The sequence below is a fragment of the Delftia sp. S65 genome, assembly GCF_016516495.1.
Lineage (GTDB): Bacteria > Pseudomonadota > Gammaproteobacteria > Burkholderiales > Burkholderiaceae_C > Comamonas > Comamonas acidovorans.
Genome location: NZ_JACVUR010000001.1, coordinates 431,257 through 450,794, shown reverse-complemented (window position 1 = coordinate 450,794; position 19,538 = coordinate 431,257). Strand labels below are relative to the sequence as shown.

Genomic DNA, 19,538 nt, shown 5'->3' with positions numbered 1-19,538 from the left:
CTCGACCAACGGATTAAGAGTCCGCTGCTCTACCAGCTGAGCTAAGAGCCCCAAAAACAAGTCTGCGCTGCAAACGAGACCGCAATTATGCGGCATTTTTTGTGCGCTTGCAGGAAGACGCGCCAAATTTTTAGTTCATGGCATGGTGACGCTGAGCCGGGCCCGCGTGCCACCCGGTGCGCAGCCGCAAAAAAGGCGGCCGAGGCCGCCTTTGAGGTGCTGGCGCGCAGCGCGTTTACATCAGCAGATGTTCGCCTGCGTTGTCACCGCCCAGGATCACGTAGTTGACCTTGCGGATGTCCATCAGCTTCTTGCCGCCGGAGTAGCTGATCGAGCTTTGCACGTCCTGCTCCATCTCGATCAGGGTGTTGGCCAGAAGGCCCTTGACGGGTTCGAGGATGCGCTTGCCCTCCACGTGCTTGTACTCGCCCTTGTTGAAGTCCGAGGCCGAGCCGTAGTACTCCTTGAAGCGTTGGCCGTTTTCCTCGACGGTCTGGCCCGGCGATTCCTCGTGGCCCGCGAACAGCGAGCCGATCATCACCATGGTGGCGCCAAAGCGCACGCTCTTGGCGATGTCGCCGTGGCTGCGGATGCCGCCATCGGCAATGATGGGCTTGGTCGCCACGCGCGCGCACCACTTGAGCGCCGACAGCTGCCAGCCCCCCGTGCCAAAGCCCGTCTTGAGCTTGGTGATGCAGACCTTGCCGGGGCCGATGCCGACCTTGGTGGCGTCAGCGCCCCAGTTCTCCAGGTCGATCACGGCTTCGGGCGTGCCCACGTTGCCGGCGATCACGAAGGACTTGGGCAGCTTTTCCTTGAGGTAGCCGATCATGTTCTTCACGCTGTCGGCATGGCCGTGGGCGATGTCGATGGTGATGTATTCGGGGCACAGGCCTTCGGCGACGAAGCGGTCCACGGTGTCGTAGTCGGGCTTCTTGACGCCCAGCGAAATGGAGGCGAAGCAGCCCTTGCCCTGCATCTCGCGCACGAATTGCACGTTGTCCAGGTCAAAGCGGTGCATCACGTAGAAGTAGCCGTTCTGGGCCAGCCAGGTGCAGATGCTCTCATCCACCACCGTCTTCATGTTGGCCGGCACGGCCGGGATGCGGAAGGACCGACCGCCCAGCTCCACGCTGGCATCACACTCCGAGCGGCTTTCCACGCGGCACTTGCGCGGCAGCAGCAGGATGTTGTCGTAGTCGAAGATTTCCATTTGATTCCAAGCTCCATGAAAGGTCGCGGCAGGAACATCCCTCCGCGATGGGGCGCTTGGCTTGGAGGCCGGTCTTGCGGGCGGCGCGGGCGGGCCGCGTCGCCAGGGCGGCTGTGGCCCGGGCACAAAAAACCGGACCGCAAGAAACTTGGGCCCGGTGATTGATTCTATACGTTGCCGGCGACGGGCCTGGGCACCCTGTCGATATAGCGGTTATAGGGATGGCGTTATGAGCCTGCAAGGGCGCGCTGCGCGGGCCTATTGCGGCCAGATCGCGGGCAGATATCGCGGGCAGATTTCAGGCCGATTGCGGGAAATGCGGCATCGGTTTCCCTGGGGAGCGAGGTGCTTTCTACAATGCCAGGATGTTCCCGATCGATCTGCTCGACGGCACCTCCGGTGCCGTGCCCGCCCCCAACTCCCCTTTGCTGACCAACCTCAATGAGGAGCAGCTCGCTGCCGTCACGCTTCCGGCCGGCCACGCGCTGATCCTGGCCGGCGCGGGCTCGGGCAAGACGCGGGTGCTGACCACGCGCATCGCCTGGCTGCTGCAGACGGGCCAGGCCACGCCGGGCTCCATCCTGGCCGTGACCTTCACCAACAAGGCGGCCAAGGAAATGCTGGCCCGCCTGTCGGCCATGCTGCCCTACAACGTGCGCGGCATGTGGATCGGCACCTTCCACGGCCTGTGCAACCGGCTGCTGCGCGCCCACCACCAGGCGGCAAAGCTGTCGTCCACCTTCCAGATCCTGGACACGCAGGACCAGCTGTCGGCCGTCAAGCGCCTGTGCAAGCAGTTCAACGTGGACGACGAGCGCTTTCCGCCCAAGCAGCTGCAGTACTTCATTGCCGGCTGCAAGGAAGAGGGCATGCGCCCCGGCGACGTGGTGGCCAATGATCCCGATACGCGCAAGAAGGTCGAGATCTACCAGCTCTACGAGGAGCAGTGCCAGCGCGAAGGCGTGGTCGATTTCGGCGAGCTGATGCTGCGCTCCTACGAGCTGCTGCGCGACGACGCCGCGCTGCGCGCCCACTACCAGCGGCGCTTTCGCCACATCATGGTGGACGAGTTCCAGGACACCAACAAGCTGCAGTACCAGTGGCTCAAGCAGCTGGCGGGCGACATGGTGGATGGCCGCCTGCAGGCCACGGGCAGCGTGATCGCAGTGGGCGACGACGACCAGAGCATCTACGCCTTTCGCGGTGCGCGCGTGGGCAACATGCAGGACTTCGTGCGCGAGTTCGACGTGCGCCAGCAGATCAAGCTGGAGCAGAACTACCGCTCCTACAGCAACATCCTCGACTGCGCCAACGCGCTCATCAGCCACAACAGCCAGCGCCTGGGCAAGAACCTGCGCACCACCCAGGGCCCGGGCGAGCCCGTGCGCATCTACGAGGCGCCCACCGACATGGCCGAGGCGCAGTGGATGGTCGAGGAAATCCAGCAGCTTGTGAAAAAGGACGGCTGGCAGCGCCAGGAAATCGCCGTGCTCTACCGCAGCAATGCGCAAAGCCGGGTGATCGAATCGCAGCTGTTCAATGCCGCCATTCCCTACCGCGTGTACGGCGGGCTGCGCTTTTTCGAGCGCGCCGAAATCAAGCATGCGCTGGCCTACCTGCGCCTGCTGGAGAACCCGCACGACGACACCAGCTTTCTGCGCGTGGTGAACTTCCCGCCGCGCGGCATCGGCGCGCGCAGCGTGGAGACGCTGCAGGACGCGGCGCGCAGCGCGGGCTGCTCGCTGCACGATGCCGTCTCGGCAGTGCCGGGCGCGCCGGGCACCAAGCTCGCAGGCTTTGTCGCCAAGATCGACGTGCTGCGCGAGCAGACCCAGGGCCGCACGCTGCGCGAGATCATCGAGGCCATCGAGGAAGAAAGCGGCCTGCTCGAGCACTACCGCAACGAAAAGGAAGGCGCCGACCGCATCGAGAACCTGCAGGAACTCGTGAACGCGGCCGAGAGCTTTGTCACCCAGGAAGGCTTTGGCCGCGATGCCGTGGCCCTGCCGCTGGACGAGCATGACGGCGCCAGGGCGCTGACGCAAAGCCCCGCCAGCCAGGGCCTGGACCCTGCGCTGCCGCTGCTGGACACGCCGCTCACGCCGCCGGCCGGCACCGTGGCCGGCATGGTCGATGCCGATACCGGCGAGACCCTGTCGCCGCTGGCCGCCTTCCTGACGCACGCGGCGCTGGAGGCTGGCGACAACCAGGCCCAGGCCGGCCAGGACGCCGTGCAGCTGATGACCGTGCATGCCTCCAAGGGACTGGAGTTCGACGCCGTCTTCATCGGCGGCGTGGAAGAGGGCCTGTTCCCGCATGAGAACGCCATGATGGACCGGGGCGGCCTGGAGGAAGAGCGCCGCCTGGCCTATGTGGCCATCACCCGCGCGCGCAAGCGCCTGTACCTGAGCCATTCGCAGACGCGCATGCTGCACGGGCAGACGCGCTACAACGTCAAGAGCCGCTTCTTCGACGAGCTGCCCGATGAGGCGCTCAAGTGGATCACCCCCAAGCAGGGCGGCTTTGGCAGCTACGCGCCCCGCCCCGGTGGCGGCGGTGGTGGCGGCTATGGTTCACGCGATCGCGGCGGCTTCGGCAACAAGGCCGAAGGCTGGCGCAGCGAGGTCTTCGCCAGCCCGCCCGTGCCGCCGCAAAAGGCCGCTCCGGGCCACGGCCTGCGCGTGGGCCTGAACGTGTTCCACAACAAGTTCGGCGAAGGCAAGGTGCTGGCCCTGGAAGGCACGGGCGACGATGCGCGCGCCCAGGTCAGCTTTGGGCGCCACGGCACGAAGTGGCTGGCGCTGTCCATTGCCAAGCTCACGGTCGTGGAATGAGGCGCGGGCTGCCGCGCCCGGCGCTCAGGGCTTGACTTCGAAGCTCAGCGTGGTGGTGTGGCGCACGTCGGTGTATTTCTTGCCGTCCAGCGTGACCGAGCCGTTGTCCACGCGCGCCGTCACCTCCAGCACGTACAGGCCCGGGAAATAGGGCTTGAAGCTCACCGTGCCGTCCTGCGATGGCGTGAGCGTGCGGTACCAGCCCTCGCTGGTCTGCACGTTGACCTGGCTGGCCGCGACCTTGCGGCCCTTGAACACCAGCTGGAACGTATCGCCGCCCGCCGTGGTGGGCACCAGCTCCAGGTCGTTCACGGCCTTGGTGTCGTTGCGGCCGAAACGGGCCTGGTAGTAGGTCAGCACGCCATTGGCGCCGGGGCGCGTGGCGGCGATGCGCACATCGCCCTGGCCTGCGTCCGCGGTGAAATGATTGGCATCGGCCTTCAGTGGAAGGCTCTTGCCGTCGGGCAGGACCTGCTTGGCGTCTTCCAGGGCCGGCAGCTGTTCCAGCGGCTTGCGCAGCTCTCCGGCATAGGCCCGGGCCTGTCCTGCGTCCTGCTGCAGCCAGAGATAGTCGGCATGCGCGGCCGGCACCGCCAGTGCGGCGGCGGCGGCCAGCCATGCGGAGGCGGTGCTGCGAAGGATGCGGGAAGGTTCGGTCATGGAGTCTCTCCTGTGGTGTGGCTCTGCGTGCGCCTGCCGGGCCTTGAGGGGCGTGATCCGGCGGGGCTGAAGATGGTGCGATGGCGGACGAGCGACGCCGCAATGCATCAGAAATTATAGCGATCAGGTGAGAATGACTCTTGTTTTGCACGCTAAGAGTCGGGTTCATGACATCCATGCAATTGCGACGCAGACATGCAAAAAGGCCATGGAAATCCATGGCCTTTGTGTGGCGGCGCCACTCGCCGCAGGGCGGCGGGGCGGCGGGGCGACGGGGCGCTATGGCGGCGGTCAGGCCGACAGCTTGGGCTGGGCAGCGGTGCCCGTCAGGTAGCCGACGGCGGCGCCGAACTTGCCGCGATAGTTGGCGCTGATCAGCGGGTCCAGCGTGGGCTTGACCACGTTGTGGATGGCGCCCCAGTCACCGGCGTGCTGGAAGTTGCTCATGATGTAGGTCCAGCCGTTGATCTCGTCCACGGCATGCAGGCCGGTGGATTCGCCGCCTGCGGGAATCGACATCAGGCGCGACAGCTGCTTGGTGTCGATGTTGTAGGCCCACAGGAAGTTGTTCACGTGCTGGCCGCTGTCCTCGCCGATGAACAGGGTGCGCATCTTCTCCGAGAACTTGAGGTTGTCGGGGTTGCAGATCTTGTTCGGGTTGCCGGTGTTGCCCAGCGCGTCGGCGCTGATGTCCTCGCCGGCCAGCAGGGCCTTGGTGTCCACGGGCATCCATTCGCTGTTGATGGCGGCGCCTGCCGTGTCCTTCTGGCCGCCGCGCAGGTTCAGTGCCATCACGGCGCCGGCCTTGAGCTGCTTGGGGATGGACACGCCGTTGCCGGCCACGTTCAGCGCATCACCGGCCACCATGGACTTTTCGCAGTTCTGCAGGGCCGAGTAGGCCACCTTGTCCTTGGCGTTGACGGTCGTGCCTTCCATCTTGGTGAAGCCCATGCTTGCGCCCTTGAAGGCGGCGTAGCGGTGGGTTTCCAGGAAGGCGGCAGCCTTGTCCATGCCGGGGTTGATCTTGATCCACTCGACCTTGCCGTTGGCCGTGATCTTGGTGTAGCTGGCGTCGCCCGGATCGGTCTTGGCCACGGTCATGATGTCCGTGGGCTTGAGCGTGTTGGCCAGCTGCTCGATCTCGGCGCTGGTGGCCGAGCCCAGCTTGATCCAGGTCAGCGCGGCGGCGCTGCCCGATGCGGGGTCGATGGAGAAGCCCGCGCCCACCTTGGCCACGTACAGCGAACCCGAGGACAGGTCCTTTTCCTTGTCGGCCACGAAGACGAAGTAGCCGCTGTTGGTGGCGTCGTCGCCCATCAGCGCCGTGCGCTGGTCGGGCATGACCTGGACCAGCTCGTGCGAGATGCGGCCCATGCAGAAATGCTTCTTGATGCTGGCCGTTCCGTCCACGTTGACCGTCACTTCGGGCATGTGGCCGTAGTGGTAGGGGTTGGCCTTGTTCTGGTCGCCATACAGGTTCTGGCTGAAGGCCAGCAGCTGCGCATTGCCGGTGGTGAAGGCGTCGGGCTCGTACTCTTCGCTGGACAGGTGGGTGCCCCAGGGCGACAGGCTGGCGCCGCAGGTGATCCACAGGCCGTGCACCTTGGAGGTGTCCACGTTGTGGTACTTGACCAGGCTGAGCTTGCCGGTGGTCTGGTCCTGGTCCAGCGTCAGCACGGCGATGGGAGAGGGCAGCTTGCCGTACATGTCGGTCTTGCCGTCCTGTGCCCAGGTGGTGTATTCGAACTGCACCACGGCGAACACGGGCTTGCCCTTGACGCCGTCCACCTTGGCATTGGGCACGGTCAGCAGTGAGGTGCCGTCGGGCGAATCGGAGAAGAAGTGGCGCTCGCTGCCGGCCACGGTGCGGTCGATGATCTTGTTGTTGTTGATGTCGTAGTAGCCGCCGGCCAGGATCTTGCCGCCCTTGCCGTCCGGCACTTCATCGCCGGTGACGAAGAAGGGCTGGTAGCCCAGGTCGAAGCTCTGCTCGCTGTTGTCGCTGAACTGCACCTTGAGCTGCGAGGCCACGGTCATCCTGGCCATGGCCTGGGGGTTGGCCAGCGTGGGCGCTGCCATGGAGGTGAAGCTGGCCGCCACATAGTTCTTCGCGGGGCCGTCGTCACCGCCGCCGCAGGCGGTCAGCAGGCCGGTGGCGGACACGGCGGAGCCGAGCGGCAGCAGGGGGGCGCCGGTCAGGAATTGCAGCGCCTTGCGGCGGGAGAGCATCGTGGATTGGGACATGGGGCTTCCGTTATGGGTTTGTCAGCGTCAACCCATCGGGGGCGGGATGGGCCGGGATGCCGCCGCGCACTCGCTGGCTTGACATCCGCACGGCATGCTAGGCAGCCGGTGTGACAGAGCGATGGCATCCGCATGACGGAACCGTGACAGCGTCATATGACAGCCGCCAGGCGAGGGGTGCCACGCGATACGGCCCGTCAAAAAAGCCAAAGAAGAGGCTCGAAGAAAGGTCCAAAGAAAAAGCCCCTTGAAAGGGGCTTGGGGGGGGCAGTGGCGAGGCGCTCAGCCGGACAGTCCGGGCGGCGCAGGCGGCTCGGTGCCGATGGCGTCGCTGCCATCGCTTTCATCGGGCGCTGCAAAGCAGTCACGGAAGGTGAAGACGATGGAGGTGAAGAACATGGCGGCCAGCAGCATGGCCGTGCCGATCATCAGGCCGTTGGCAATGCTGCCCAGCACCTGGGCCAGCACGGCCGAGATCAGGGCCATCACGATGCCGGCCACGATGAACACGCCCATCCAGCTCAGGCCGAAGACCACCAGCGCGCCGATGTTGCGCACACAGGCCACCAGGCTGAAGAACACGGCCTTGACCGGCGGCACGTTGTGCCAGTGCACCAGCCCCGGCGCGTGCCAGAACAGCAGTGACAGCGGCAGGTACAGGCCCATGCTCAGCCACATGGCGGCCTGGAAGTCGGGCGACTCGGCGATCTCGCGCGTCAGCGGCTCGCCGCCCAGGTAGACGTTGGCAAACTGGCCGTCGTCCACCAGCATGGACAGGCCCATGATCAGCAGGAAGCCTGCCGCATACATGGCGCCCAGCGTGAGCATGGAGTTCAGGCGCTGGCGCCCGGTGCGAAAGGCCACCAGCAGCAGGGCCGGCGTGGGCGCACGCCCGTGCGATGCCTCGGCCGCCGCCACCATCATGGCCAGCGAGGTGGCCGGCAGCAGGCCCAGCGCGATCACGGGGCCGATCAGCGGCAGCACCGTGACCAGCGACATGGCCGCCATCGACAGAAAGAACAGCGCCGCCAGTGCCAGCGGCTGCTGGCGGAAGGTGCGGATGCCCTGCTGCACCCATTGCAGGCCGGTACGGGCGGGAACGATGAGAAGTTTCATGGGGTGAGGAAGTCGGGGCGCCTGGATGGGGCATGGCCTCTGGCATGGGCCGCGCCGCTGGCGCCCGAACGGGGACTGTACCCGAGGACGCGCGGCCCGTGGACCGCAAAGCCCTCTGTCGGCCGCGCTGTGGCGGTCTTCGGACGTCAGTCCAGCGCCACCGGGTGGGCCAGGCGCTGGCGCAGCACGCGCTCGAAATGGGTGGGGTCGTGGGGAACGAGCATGGAGGCCTCGCGCGGCAGGTGGAAATCCCACAGGCGGGAAATCCAAAAGCGCAGCGCGCCCGCGCGCAGCATGGGGTTGAACAGCTCGCGCTCGGCTGGGGTCAGGGGGCGCACCGACTGGTAGGCGTCGATCATGGCCCTGGCCTTGGTGGCGTCATGGGCGCCGGTGGCGTGTTCGATGCACCAGTCGTTGAGGCACACGGCCAGGTCGAACAGCCAGCTGTCCACGCCTGCGAAGTAGAAATCGAAGAAGCCGGTCAGGCGCTCGCCATCGAACATCACGTTGTCGCGGAACAGGTCGGCGTGCACGGGGCCGCGCGGCAGCGCCGCATACGCGGGCGAGGCGGCCACATGGTTCTGGAAGGCCAGCTCGGAGCGCAGCAGGTCGGCCGTGGGTGCGTCTATGTGCGGGATGACCGTGGGCACGGTCTCGTTCCACCAGGGCAGGCTGCGCAGATTGGGCTGCTGGCGATCGTAGTCGCGTCCGGCCAGGTGCATGCGCGCCAGCATCTCGCCCACGGCGGCGCAGTGCGCGGGCTGGGGCGCCAGCTCGCTCTTGCCGGGCAGGCGGTTGACGATGGAGGCCGGCTTGCCGCACACGCTCAGCAGGATGTCGCCGCTGCGCGTCTCGGCCTGCGGGTCGGGCACGGGAATGCCGGCCTGCGCCAGGTGCTTCATCAGGTACAGGTAGAAGGGCAGTTGCTCGGCCGTCAGGCGCTCGAACAGCGTCAGCACCCACTCGCCCTGTTCGGTGGTGAGAAAGTAGTTGGTGTTCTCTATGCCGCCCTGGATGCCGCGCAGCTCCTTGAAGGAACCCAGGGACATGCGGCGCAGCAGCTCGCGCGCGTCTTTGTCGGAGACTTCGGTGAAAACGGCCATGTTGCATTGCCGGCCTTCAGGGCGCGGCGGAAATCGTTGTCGTCAGATATGGAAAGAGGGCAGCGCCGTCAGGTGCTGCCCCCTGGGATGCCGCCGGGCCGGGGACCCGGACAGTCCGGTGAGGATCAGAACTTCTTGAGGTTCCAGACGCGCGTGCCGTTGGTGCCGTCGCCATCGCCGCGGTTGCGCGAGGAACGGGCGCCGTCGTTGGACTGCACTTCATACGAAGGCATGTCGCCGACCTTGGGCTGCACGGTGATGCTGCGGGTCTGGCCGCCCACGCGCAGCTCGTCAACGCGGCTGCCGCCATCTTCCACATGGATGTGTTCCACGCGCTGGTTGGTTCGGTCGCGGCCCTCGGGCTTGGCCGTGTCCGGCGCGGTCTGCTCGGTCGCCGTCGCAGGAGCGGTGGAGGCAGCCGGGGCAGGCGTGGGGTTCTGGGCCAGCACGGAGCTGGCGGCCAGGGTCAGGAAGATGAAAAGTGGAGCGGCGCGCATAGGCTCCATTGTAGAACTTGCAGCGGGCGCTGTCCCGCCCTGTCACCCTGCCGGCGCGTGCACAATCGGCGCATGAGCAATTCCAAGACCCTGGTGCTGATCGACGGCTCCAGCTACCTCTACCGCGCCTACCACGCCATGCCGGACCTGCGCGCCGAGCCCGGCAACCCGGAAAGCCCCGCCACGGGCGCCATCCGCGGCATGATCAACATGCTCCAGGCGATCAGGAAGGAAGTGGCGGCCGACTACGCCGTCTGCGTGTTCGATACCAGCGGACCCACCTTCCGCGACACGCTCTACCCCGAATACAAGGCGCACCGCTCGCCCATGCCCGACGATCTGCGCTCGCAGATCGAGCCCATCCATGAAGTGGTCCGCCTGTTGGGCTGGCCCGTGCTGGCCATCCAGGGCGTGGAGGCCGACGACGTGATCGGCACCCTGGCCAAGACGGCCGCCGCCCAGGGCGTGAACGTGGTGATCTCCAGTGGCGACAAGGACCTGTCCCAGCTGGTGGACTCCCACATCATGGTGATGGATACCATGAGCGGCAAGCGCCGCGACGTGGCCGGCGTGACGGCCGAGTTCGGTGTGCCGCCCACGCAGATGATCGACTACCAGGCCCTGGTCGGCGATGCCGTGGACAACGTGCCCGGCGTGTCCAAGGTGGGCCCCAAGACGGCCGTCAAGTGGCTGGCCGAGCACGGCTCGCTCGACGGCCTGATTGCTGCGGCCGACGGCATCAAGGGCGTGGCCGGCCAGAACCTGCGCGATGCCATCGCCTCGGGCCAGCTGGCGCTGAGCCGCCAGTTGGTCACCATGAAGACCGACTGCGACCTGAGCGCCGAAGTGCCCACCCTGCCGGTGCTCGACGCGCTGGCGCCGCGCGAGCCCGATACCGCGCCGCTGCGCGACTTCTATGAGCGCTACGGCTTCAAGGGCCTGGCGCGCATGCTCGGCGGTGCCGCGCCCGAGCCCGATGCGCTGGAAGCCGTCAAGGCCGGCCGCAAGCCAGCGGCCAAGCCGCGTGCCGACCAGTCCACGGGCGACATGTTTGCCCAGGAGCAGGCCGAATCCGACGACGCCACCACCGAGGCCGAGGCCGTCCAGCAGCGCCCGCTGGACTATGACGTGGTGCTGACCTGGGAAGCGTTCGACCAGTGGCTGGCCAAGATCAACGCCGCCGAACTCACGGCCCTGGATACCGAAACCACCTCGCTGGACGAGATGCGTGCCGAGATCGTGGGCATCTCGCTGAGCGTGGAGCCCGGCGCCGCTGCCTACATTCCCCTGCGCCATGCCGGCCCCGACGCGCCCGAGCAACTGCCGGCCGACGAGGTGCTGCAGCGCCTCAAGCCCTGGCTGGAGGATGCGGCCCGGCCCAAGCTGGGCCAGCACGTCAAGTACGACCGCCATGTCTTCGCCAATGCCGGCATCGAGGTGCACGGCTATGTGCACGACACCATGCTGCAAAGCTATGTGCTGGAAGTGCACCGCCCGCACGGCCTAGCCAGCCTGGCGCTGCGCCACACCAACCGCACGGGCATCAGCTATGAAGACCTGTGCGGCAAGGGCGCCCACCAGATCCCGTTCGCCCAGGTGCCCGTGGACAAGGCTGCCGCCTATGCCTGCGAGGATGCCGACCAGACCCTGGACGTGCACCGCGTACTGTGGCCGCAGCTGCAGGCCAACGACGGCCTGCGCGGCGTCTACGAGCTGGAGATCGCCACCAGCGAGGCCCTGTTCCGCATAGAGCGCAACGGCGTGCTCATTGATGCCGCCACGCTGGCCAAGCAGAGCAACGACCTGGGCCAGCGCATCGTGCAGCTGGAGCAGGAGGCCTACGACATCGCGGGCCAGCCCTTCAACCTGGCCAGCCCCAAGCAGTTGGGCGAAATCTTCTTCGACAAGCTGGGCATGCCCGTGGTCAAGAAGACGGCCACCGGCGCACGCAGCACCGACGAAGAGGTGCTGGAGAAGCTGGCCGAGGACTATCCGCTGCCCGCCAAGCTGCTGGAGCACCGCAGCCTGTCCAAGCTCAAGGGCACCTATACCGACAAGCTGGCCCAGCTGGCGCTGCCGCGCACGGGCCGCGTGCACACGCACTACGCCCAGGCCGTGGCCGTGACGGGGCGCCTGTCCAGCAACGACCCCAACCTGCAGAACATCCCCATCCGCACGCCCGAAGGCCGGCGCGTGCGCGAGGCCTTCATTGCCGCGCCCGGCCATGTGATCGCCAGCGCCGACTACTCGCAGATCGAGCTGCGCATCATGGCCCACCTTTCGGGCGACGAGTCCCTGCTGCGCGCCTTCCACGAAGGCCGCGACGTGCACCGTGCCACGGCATCGGAAGTCTTCAACGTGGAGCTGGAGCAGGTCAGCAGCGAGCAGCGCCGCTATGCCAAGGTCATCAACTTCGGGCTGATCTACGGCATGAGCAGCTTTGGCCTGGCCAAGAACCTGGGCATAGAGACCAAGGCCGCGGCCGCCTACATCGACCGCTATTTCCAGCGCTATCCGGGCGTCAAGCGCTACATGGACGAGACGGTGGAATTCGCGCGCGACCATGGCTACGTGGAAACCGTCTTCGGCCGCCGCCTGTACCTGGTGGACATCAACGGCGGCAGCGGCCCGCGCAAGAAGGCGGCCGAACGGCAGGCCATCAACGCGCCCATGCAGGGCACGGCGGCCGACCTGATCAAGAAGGCCATGGTGGCGGTGCAGGCCGAGCTCGATGCCAGGCAGTCCGAGGTCCGCGTCATCATGCAGGTGCACGACGAACTGGTGTTCGAGCTGCCCGAAGGCGAGTCGGACTGGGTGCGCACCGAAATCCCGCGCCTGATGGCCGGCGTGGCCGACCTGAAGGTGCCGCTGCTCGCCGAGGTGGGCCTGGGACCCAACTGGGACAAGGCACATTGAGCTTCACGCAGGCATCGTAGACTTGGCCGGTTCTCAACCACCACCAAGGAGAGATGCATGCGTGACGATCAGCAGCAAGACCTGAAGGCCCTGGTTCCGGGGCGCAGCAGCGAAGAGGGGCCCACGCGGCGCCTGGCATTGCAGACGGCCCTGGGCCTGGGCTATGCCGCAGCGGCCACGCCGCTCATGGCGCAGACCGCCATCTCCACGCCGGCCGACGGCCTGACGGCCGGCGAGGTGCATTTCACCGTGAACGGCTTCAAGGTGCCCGCCTACCGCGCCGCGCCCGCGGGCAAGAAGAATGTGCCCGTGGTGCTGGTGATCTCCGAGATCTTCGGCGTGCACGAATACATTGCCGACACCTGCCGCCGCCTGGCGCGTGCCGGCTACCTGGCCATTGCCCCCGATCTGTATGCGCGCCAGGGTGATCCCAAGACCTATGCCGACATCGCCAAGCTCATGAGCGAGCTGGTCTCCAAGGTGCCCGACGAGCAGGTCATGGCCGACCTGGACGGCGCCGTGCAATGGGCCGGCACCCAGGGCGGCGACACGGCGCGCGTGGCCATCACGGGCTTTTGCTGGGGCGGACGCATCACCTGGCTGTATGCGGCCCATGGCCCGGTCAAGGCCGGCGTGGCCTGGTACGGCCGGCTGGAAGGCGCCAAGACGGCGCTGCAGCCACGCCATCCGCTGGAGCTGGTCTCCAGCCTCAAGGCGCCGGTGCTGGGCCTGTATGGCGGGCAGGACACGGGCATTCCGCTGGAATCCGTGGAGCGCATGCGCGAGGCGCTCAAGCAGGGCTCGGCAGCGGCCAAGGCCTCGGAGTTCGTGATCTACCCGGAGGCGCCGCACGCCTTCCATGCCGACTACCGGCCCAGCTACCGCGAGCAGGCTGCGCGCGACGGCTGGCAGAAAATGCTGGCCTGGTTCAATAAGCATGGGGTGACCCCCTGAGCGGCTGCGCCGCTTCCCCCTCTCTCGCTTCGCGGGAGGGGGACGACACCCTCGGTGCGGGGCGGCCCTTCCTCGGTGTCCCTGGTGTGAGGACGCGCCAGTTTTTAAGGTATTGCTGACTGGCTTTCAACTTTATTCGCGCAGGGGGGCTTGACAGCTTCTGTAGGCTGAAACCGAGGGCACCCGACACCGTGGCCTGCTTCCTTCATGGGATCGCAGGCCACGGCTGCGATGGGGCCTGTCTTTCTGCGAGAATTCGCGGGTTTCGCCTGCAAGGGCATACGGTTGAAGCACAAATCGCTATGACATTGGTAGCAATCATTCTGGCCACCCTGGCCGCCGGTATTGGCAGCGTCTGGGTGGCCGCGTTGTTGATGGGGCTGGGAGGCAATCGCTCGCCGGGCATGATGCCGCAGCGGCTGTTGAGCCTGGCGGCGGGCGCGCTGCTGGCCACGGCCTTCATGCACCTCTTGCCCGAAGCCTTCGAGAGCGAGGCCGGGGCGCATGACCTGTTCGTGACGCTGCTGGTGGGCCTGGTGTTCTTTTTCCTGCTGTCCAAGGCCGAGCTGTGGCACCACGGGCATGAGCACGGCGCGCCGCCGGCCCATGAGCACGATCACCACGAACATCACGATCACCAGGGCCACGCCCATGACCATTCCCATGACCACCATCATGGCCACCGCCACGGCGGCTGGGCGGTGCTGACCGGCGACAGCGTGCACTGCTTCGGCGATGGCGTGCTGATCGCCTCCGCCTTCATGGCCGACATGCGCCTGGGGCTGATCGCGGCGGTGTCGGTGCTGGCCCACGAGGTGCCGCACCACATGGGCGACATCGTGGTGCTGCGCCAGTCCAGTTCCAACCGGCGCGTGGCGCTGATCAAGGTGTCCATGGCCGGGGCCGTGACCACGCTGGGCGGCATTGGCGGCTATTTCCTGGTGGGACAGCTGCAGGAACTGCTGCCGTACTTCCTGGCCGTGGCCTCCAGCAGCTTCATCTACGTGGCGCTGGCCGACCTGATTCCCCAGCTGCAAAAGCGCCTGAGCGCACGCGAGACCGTGGCCCAGGTGGGCTGGCTGATGCTGGGCATCGTGCTGGTCACCGTGGTCAGCCGCGCGGCGCACGCGCACTGAGGCTGATGTTGAGGCAGAGGCGCGGGTCCTAGCCTGCGCGGGCCTCCTGGGGTGCCGTCCCCAGCAGGTCGGCGTAATCCACCGCGTACTTGATGAAGGCCGCATGGCCGTCGATGCGCAGCTTGCGGCGCAGGTGCAGGCGGTGGGTTTCCACGGTGCGCACCGAGGTGCCCATGAGCGCGGCGATTTCCTTGTTGGAGCGGCCCTCCGAGATCCACTGCAGCACGCTGGCCTCGCGCGGCGTGAGGGCGCGTCGGGGCCCGGACGCGCTGCCGTCTTCTTCGGCCACGGGCTGCAGGCCGGGGCTGAAATACAGGCCGCCGGCGTAGACCCGGTCTATGGCCTCGATGAGCTGCTGCGCAGGCGCGTCCTTGAGCACATAGCCGCGTGCGCCCAGCGCCACGGCGCGGCGCACGTATTCGGGGTCTTCGTGCATGGACAGCACCAGCACGCGCACCAGAGGGAACTGATCGCGGAACAGCGCGGCCAGGTCGATGCCGCTGGCGCCCGGCATGCGGATGTCGGTGACCACCAGGTCGGGCGACAGCTCGCGGGCCAGCGGCAGGGCCTGGTCCACGCTGGCGGCCTCGCCCACCACACGGATATGGTCCGTGGCCTGCAGGCGCATGGACACGCCGTCGCGCACGAGAGGGTGGTCGTCCACCAGGAGGATGCGGATCATGGGGTTCATGCAGCGGCCCGTGGGAGTTCGAATTCCGGTGAGGGAGACAGCGGCATGCCGCCATCGCGGTAGAGCACGGCGACCAGCCGGGTGCCCCGGCGCCCCGAACTGATGGACAGGTGGCCGCCCAGGCCTTCGATGCGCTCACGCATGTTGCGCAGGCCGATGCCGCCCTGGCGGTCGCGCTGCACGCGGCGCATGTCGAAGCCCTGGCCGTCGTCGCTGACCTGCAGCACCACGCGGCGGCGCTGAAAGTGCAGGCTGACATCGATGCGCGTGGCCTGGGCATGGTTTTGCGCATTGGTCACGGCCTCCTGGGCCACGCGGAACAGGGCCGTGGCGTGGCTGGGCGGCAGAAAGCGCGTCTCGCCGCGGCAGCCGAATTGCATGCGCAGGCCGTCCTCGGCCTGCATCTGCTGGCTCATCAGCGCCAGGGCCGGGGCCAGGCCCAGGTCGTCCAGCAGGGCGGGGCGCAGGCCGTGGGATACGCGCCGTATCTCCACCAGCGCGTGGTTGAGCTGCTCCAGGCCCTGGTCCACCATGCGCTGGGCCGTGGCCGGGTCCTGCGCGGCCAGCCGCCTGAGCTGGGCCTGGGCCGTCTCCAGCAGGAACTTGGAGGAGACCAGCACCTGCACCACGCCGTCATGCAGGTCGCGCGCCACGCGCGTGCGTTCCTCTTCCTGCGAATGCACCACGCGCTGGGCCAGCCGCTGCAGCTTGTTGCTGGACACGCGGTGATCGCTGAGATTGAAGACCAGCCCCGCCACGCCGATGAGCACGATGCACAGCGCCGCAATGCCGAAGATGCGCCAGCGCGTGGCCGCGATGTTGGCCTGGGCGCTCTCGTCGATCTGGCGCAGCGCCTGCTCCACATCGTCCAGGTACAGGCCCGTGCCCAGCGACCAGCCCCATTCGGGCACCGTGGCCACGTAGGCAAGCTTGGCCTCGGTACGCAGCGATGACGGTTTTTGCCACTGGTAGCGCACCAGGCCACCGCCGCTGCGCGCGGCGTCCAGGATGATCCGGGCGGGTCCTGCGCCGCCGGGGCTGTTGGGATCGCACAGGTCCACGCCCGACAGGCCCATCTGGCGCGCATCCAGCAGCACGTTGCCGTGTTCGTCGTAGACAAAGAAGTAGCCGTCCTCGCCGAACTGCATGCGCGACAGCATCTCCAGCGCCTGGCGCCGCTGCACGGATTGTTCCTCGCCGCTGGACTTGATGCGCGTCAGCGCCGTGGTCGCCAGCTGGACGTAGTGGCGCAGCTCCGTCTCCTTGCTGTGCAGGTAGGCGGTCTCGACCAGTTCCCGTTCCTGGTGGGCCAGCTCCAGGGTCTGGTGCTGCACGGTCGCCGCGACCAGGCCCAGGGCGAGCGCGATGGCGGCAATCGACAGAAGTGCAAGTTTCAGCGGAAGTTGCATGGGAGCCTGTGTGGGGTGCACCGACGATCTTTTCCGCCCAGTGGCCGGGCCTTGTCAACAGGGCTTGCGCGCATGCCGCCAGCGCCAGGGCGGCGGCCTTTGAATGGCACGCGCTGTATTTTCCAATGGCCTGCGCGCCCCGTATATCCACACGGATTCACGCGCGCGTGAAAAGGCGTTTGAATATCCCAAGGTAAACACCATGGAAAATAGTTTTTGGGTGCGAAACAATATCCCATGGATACTGGAAATCCGAGATGCATTTTCTTGGTGCGTACTCCCCTTTTTGGGGTTTTGGATAATCGTTTTGCCGTATTGTGGTGCGCCGTCCCTCTGATGCCTGATGTGCTGCTTGTTGTTGAGCAGATTCCGTGCCAAACCATTGTTTTCAAAGAATGTTGAAGGGCTGCGTAGCACTGCGTGGGTCCGTGTGCGTAGTGGTGCGTAGGGGAAAATTCATTATCGAATGCCCCAGATCCCTGCCTAGAATTTCTCCGTGAAATCACGAATTCGAATCATTTTGTATCGATGATTCAGGTCACCTCTGAGGACTTGGTTAATGGTGACAAAGTGTTTCCACAACGCCAATGCAGTAATGCGTGGCACGGCAGTGGCAGCTTGTATTTTTGTTTGAGAAGGGCAATACCATGGATATTCGAACGAACCTGGGGCGCATGGCGCTGGCATGCGGGGTGGCGGTGACGGCGGCGGCGCTGGTGGGTTGCGCTGCGCCCAACAAGCGCGAGGTGCTGTCCACCACGCAGATCTACCCGGCCATCGGCCCGTACTCGCAGATGGTGGCGCATGGCAACACCATCTACTTCTCGGGCGTGCTGCCGCTGAACGCACAGGGCACGGCCATCCAGGGCGCCACCATCGAAGAGCAGACGCGCGCCGTGCTCGACCACATCGGCGCCAAGCTCAAGTCCCAGGGACTGGGCTATGAGGATGTGCTGTCCACCTCGGTCTTCATGAAGGACCTCAACGAGTTCGCCGCCATGAACAAGGTCTATGGCGAGTACTTCAAGACCGGCGCCCCCGCTCGGGCGACGGTGGAGGTGGCGCGCCTGCCGCGCGATGTGAAGATCGAAATCTCGGCCATCGTCGGCCGCCGCTGACCGCTTGCGCAACGACAGGAGGACCGCATGAACGCACGACACCCCCAGATCGCGGCCGAGCAGGCCACATCCCTGACCGCCACTGCGGCCGCCGGCGAATCCGGCTATCCCGCGCGCTGGACTTCCAAGCGCCGCGACTTCCTGCGCATGCTGGGCTACGGCACCGGCGCCGCCACGCTGGGCCCGCTGCTGGCCGCCTGCGGCAGCGGCAACGCCCAGACCTCGGCCGCCGCGCTGCGCGAGCAGCTCATGCGCGACGAAGCCTTCTGGACCGACGTGCAGAGCATGTTCATCCTCAAGCCCGAGAAGACCTACATGAACATCGGCACGGCCGGCTCCATGCCCAAGCTGGTGCTCGACGTGTTCGATACCGAAAACCGCAAGAAGGCCGCCGACTCGGGCAACGGCTACAGCAACCTGCTGGACCTGCGCAAGCAGGTGGCGCCGGGCTTTGGCGTGGATGCCGACGAGCTGGCCTTCTCGGCCAACACCTCCTCGGGCATGTGCCATGCCATCCTGGGCATCGACTGGCAGCGCGGCGACGTGGTGGTCACCACCAACCACGAGCACGGCGGCGGCGACACGCCGCTGAAGATCGCCCAGGACCGCTACGGCATCGAGGTCTCGCGCATTGCGCTGCCCGTGGGCAACAACCAGACGGCCGCCACCTACGTGAACCTGTTCGACGAGCGCATCCGCGCGCTCAAGGCCCAGGGCAAGCGCGTGCGCGCCATGATGTGGTCCTCGCCCACCTACAAGACCGGCACCATGCTGCCCATCGCCGACCTGATGGGCGTGGTCAAGGCGCATGGCCTGATCAGCATCGTGGACGGCGCCCACCTGCCGGGCATGATGGCCTACAACTATGCGGAGCTGGGCATGGACTTCATGTCCGGCGCGGGCCACAAGTGGCAGTGCGGCCCGGGCTCGACGGGCATCCTCATCATCCGCAACAAGATGCGCGCCTCCAACCCGCTGCCCCTGCCCAAGTGGTACCCGGTGCACACCAGCGCCTACCCGGCGCTGGAGCGCACGACCACGGCCAAGGAGACCTACGACATCGCCGCCTCGGTCACCTCCTGCGGCAGCGTGCACACGCCCATGTTCATGGCGCTGGCCCAGGCCTGCGCGCAGTGGGACAGCATCGGCCGCAAGAAGATCGAGACCTATGACCTGACGCTGTCGTCCTACCTCAAGGAAAAGATCGTCGAGCGCTGGGGCGTGGACTCGCTGTACTCGCCCAAGGACGATCCCAAGCTGCTGTCGGCGCTGACCTGCTTCAACCCGTTCCAGAACAAGGACGACGTGATGAACGGGACCAAGTCATCGACCTTCGTGGCGCGCATGCTCAGCGACTATCCGCAGGGCTTCGTGATCCGCAACTCCAACTTCCCCGTGATCGGCGCGGCGGCAGACCACTACGGCGTGCGCGTCTCCACGCACCTGTGGCATGACGCGCGGGACGTCGATCTGCTGGTGGATGCGATGTGGGATCTGTCTAGAAAGATGGCTTGACCCCCTGAGCCGCTTCGCGGCTTCCCCCTTCTCGCTTCGCGGAGGGGGACGACACCCTCGCTGCGGGGCGGCCCTTGCTCGGTGTCCCTCGCGTTGGGCCATGCTTGTGTTGGGGGCGTGCTTTCTGGCGCA

The 19,538-nt window shown here is 66.5% G+C and carries 15 protein-coding genes; 6 read left to right on the top strand and 9 right to left on the bottom strand.

Translation table 11 applies throughout. From position 1 onward, the window contains the following. Positions 1–235: 235 nt before the first annotated feature. Positions 236–1,213, bottom strand: coding sequence for a GMP reductase (locus tag IAE24_RS01945; protein ID WP_013800939.1), 978 nt, complete (start codon positions 1,211–1,213; stop codon positions 236–238). A 365-nt stretch (positions 1,214–1,578) separates the two neighbouring features. Between IAE24_RS01945 and IAE24_RS01940 the strand changes: the two genes are divergently transcribed. Continuing rightward, complete coding sequence (locus tag IAE24_RS01940) at positions 1,579–4,047, top strand: UvrD-helicase domain-containing protein (RefSeq protein ID WP_199960032.1); 2,469 nt, start codon at positions 1,579–1,581, stop codon at positions 4,045–4,047. A gap of 24 nt (positions 4,048–4,071) precedes the next feature. Here the strand turns inward: IAE24_RS01940 and IAE24_RS01935 are convergent, their stop codons facing one another. From IAE24_RS01935 to IAE24_RS01915, 5 genes are all read right to left on the bottom strand, one after another. Then, positions 4,072–4,707, bottom strand: coding sequence for a hypothetical protein (locus tag IAE24_RS01935; RefSeq protein ID WP_180318932.1), 636 nt, complete (start codon positions 4,705–4,707; stop codon positions 4,072–4,074). A 291-nt stretch (positions 4,708–4,998) separates the two neighbouring features. Next, a complete protein-coding gene (locus IAE24_RS01930; protein WP_199960031.1) occupies positions 4,999–6,951 on the bottom strand; it encodes a PhoX family protein in 1,953 nt (650 codons plus the stop codon). Positions 6,952–7,233: 282 nt separating this feature from the next. Further along, positions 7,234–8,067 carry a BPSS1780 family membrane protein gene (locus tag IAE24_RS01925; RefSeq protein ID WP_012207126.1) on the bottom strand — a complete coding sequence of 278 codons (834 nt, stop codon included), beginning with the start codon at positions 8,065–8,067 and terminating at the stop codon, positions 7,234–7,236. A 146-nt stretch (positions 8,068–8,213) separates the two neighbouring features. Further along, on the bottom strand, positions 8,214–9,170 hold the full coding sequence (locus tag IAE24_RS01920; protein WP_199960030.1) for a homoserine kinase: 957 nt from the start codon (positions 9,168–9,170) through the stop codon (positions 8,214–8,216). A gap of 125 nt (positions 9,171–9,295) precedes the next feature. Further along, a complete protein-coding gene (locus IAE24_RS01915; RefSeq protein ID WP_043825094.1) occupies positions 9,296–9,667 on the bottom strand; it encodes a hypothetical protein in 372 nt (123 codons plus the stop codon). Between the two features lie 72 nt (positions 9,668–9,739). Here IAE24_RS01915 and polA point away from each other — a divergent pair, with 72 nt between their 5' ends. The 3 genes from polA to IAE24_RS01900 all read left to right on the top strand — a co-directional run bounded on the left by polA (position 9,740) and on the right by IAE24_RS01900 (position 14,673). Beyond that, complete coding sequence (gene polA / locus IAE24_RS01910) at positions 9,740–12,583, top strand: DNA polymerase I (protein ID WP_199960029.1); 2,844 nt, start codon at positions 9,740–9,742, stop codon at positions 12,581–12,583. 57 nt (positions 12,584–12,640) lie between these two features. Continuing rightward, positions 12,641–13,537, top strand: coding sequence for a dienelactone hydrolase family protein (locus IAE24_RS01905; RefSeq protein ID WP_199960028.1), 897 nt, complete (start codon positions 12,641–12,643; stop codon positions 13,535–13,537). A 302-nt stretch (positions 13,538–13,839) separates the two neighbouring features. Then, positions 13,840–14,673 (top strand): ZIP family metal transporter, encoded by an 834-nt coding sequence (locus IAE24_RS01900; RefSeq protein ID WP_034396735.1) that lies wholly within the window; start codon positions 13,840–13,842, stop codon positions 14,671–14,673. A 28-nt stretch (positions 14,674–14,701) separates the two neighbouring features. Here IAE24_RS01900 and IAE24_RS01895 read toward each other — a convergent pair whose 3' ends face one another. From IAE24_RS01895 to IAE24_RS01885, 3 genes are read right to left on the bottom strand one after another with little or no spacing between them, the layout of a single operon-like run. Next, complete coding sequence (locus tag IAE24_RS01895) at positions 14,702–15,364, bottom strand: response regulator (RefSeq protein ID WP_097201526.1); 663 nt, start codon at positions 15,362–15,364, stop codon at positions 14,702–14,704. Further along, positions 15,361–16,773, bottom strand: a complete 1,413-nt coding sequence (locus tag IAE24_RS01890) for a cache domain-containing protein (RefSeq protein ID WP_012207119.1) — start codon at positions 16,771–16,773, stop codon at positions 15,361–15,363. The genes IAE24_RS01895 and IAE24_RS01890 overlap by 4 nt, the downstream gene beginning before the upstream one ends. A 54-nt stretch (positions 16,774–16,827) precedes the next feature. Next, on the bottom strand, positions 16,828–17,190 hold the full coding sequence (locus tag IAE24_RS01885; protein ID WP_199960027.1) for a hypothetical protein: 363 nt from the start codon (positions 17,188–17,190) through the stop codon (positions 16,828–16,830). A 230-nt stretch (positions 17,191–17,420) separates the two neighbouring features. Between IAE24_RS01885 and IAE24_RS01880 the strand changes: the two genes are divergently transcribed. Together IAE24_RS01880 and IAE24_RS01875 are read left to right on the top strand one after the other, a co-directional pair. After that, positions 17,421–17,891 carry a Rid family detoxifying hydrolase gene (locus IAE24_RS01880; protein WP_012207118.1) on the top strand — a complete coding sequence of 157 codons (471 nt, stop codon included), beginning with the start codon at positions 17,421–17,423 and terminating at the stop codon, positions 17,889–17,891. 27 nt (positions 17,892–17,918) lie between these two features. Next, on the top strand, positions 17,919–19,406 hold the full coding sequence (locus IAE24_RS01875; RefSeq protein WP_012207117.1) for an aminotransferase class V-fold PLP-dependent enzyme: 1,488 nt from the start codon (positions 17,919–17,921) through the stop codon (positions 19,404–19,406). Positions 19,407–19,538: the final 132 nt, after the last annotated feature.

Excerpts from the sequence above, each read along its gene's own strand:
- IAE24_RS01890 (WP_012207119.1), bottom strand. The coding sequence starts at position 16,773 with ATGCAACTTCCGCTGAAACTTGCACTTCTGTCGATTGCCGCCATCGCG.
- IAE24_RS01905 (WP_199960028.1), top strand. The coding sequence starts at position 12,641 with ATGCGTGACGATCAGCAGCAAGACCTGAAGGCCCTGGTTCCGGGGCGC.
- IAE24_RS01880 (WP_012207118.1), top strand. The coding sequence starts at position 17,421 with ATGGATATTCGAACGAACCTGGGGCGCATGGCGCTGGCATGCGGGGTG.
- IAE24_RS01935 (WP_180318932.1), bottom strand. The coding sequence starts at position 4,707 with ATGACCGAACCTTCCCGCATCCTTCGCAGCACCGCCTCCGCATGGCTG.
- IAE24_RS01940 (WP_199960032.1), top strand. The coding sequence starts at position 1,579 with ATGTTCCCGATCGATCTGCTCGACGGCACCTCCGGTGCCGTGCCCGCC.
- polA (WP_199960029.1), top strand. The coding sequence starts at position 9,740 with ATGAGCAATTCCAAGACCCTGGTGCTGATCGACGGCTCCAGCTACCTC.
- IAE24_RS01930 (WP_199960031.1), bottom strand. The coding sequence starts at position 6,951 with ATGTCCCAATCCACGATGCTCTCCCGCCGCAAGGCGCTGCAATTCCTG.
- IAE24_RS01900 (WP_034396735.1), top strand. The coding sequence starts at position 13,840 with ATGACATTGGTAGCAATCATTCTGGCCACCCTGGCCGCCGGTATTGGC.
- IAE24_RS01895 (WP_097201526.1), bottom strand. The coding sequence starts at position 15,364 with ATGAACCCCATGATCCGCATCCTCCTGGTGGACGACCACCCTCTCGTG.
- IAE24_RS01925 (WP_012207126.1), bottom strand. The coding sequence starts at position 8,067 with ATGAAACTTCTCATCGTTCCCGCCCGTACCGGCCTGCAATGGGTGCAG.
- IAE24_RS01875 (WP_012207117.1), top strand. The coding sequence starts at position 17,919 with ATGAACGCACGACACCCCCAGATCGCGGCCGAGCAGGCCACATCCCTG.
- IAE24_RS01915 (WP_043825094.1), bottom strand. The coding sequence starts at position 9,667 with ATGCGCGCCGCTCCACTTTTCATCTTCCTGACCCTGGCCGCCAGCTCC.
- IAE24_RS01920 (WP_199960030.1), bottom strand. The coding sequence starts at position 9,170 with ATGGCCGTTTTCACCGAAGTCTCCGACAAAGACGCGCGCGAGCTGCTG.
- IAE24_RS01945 (WP_013800939.1), bottom strand. The coding sequence starts at position 1,213 with ATGGAAATCTTCGACTACGACAACATCCTGCTGCTGCCGCGCAAGTGC.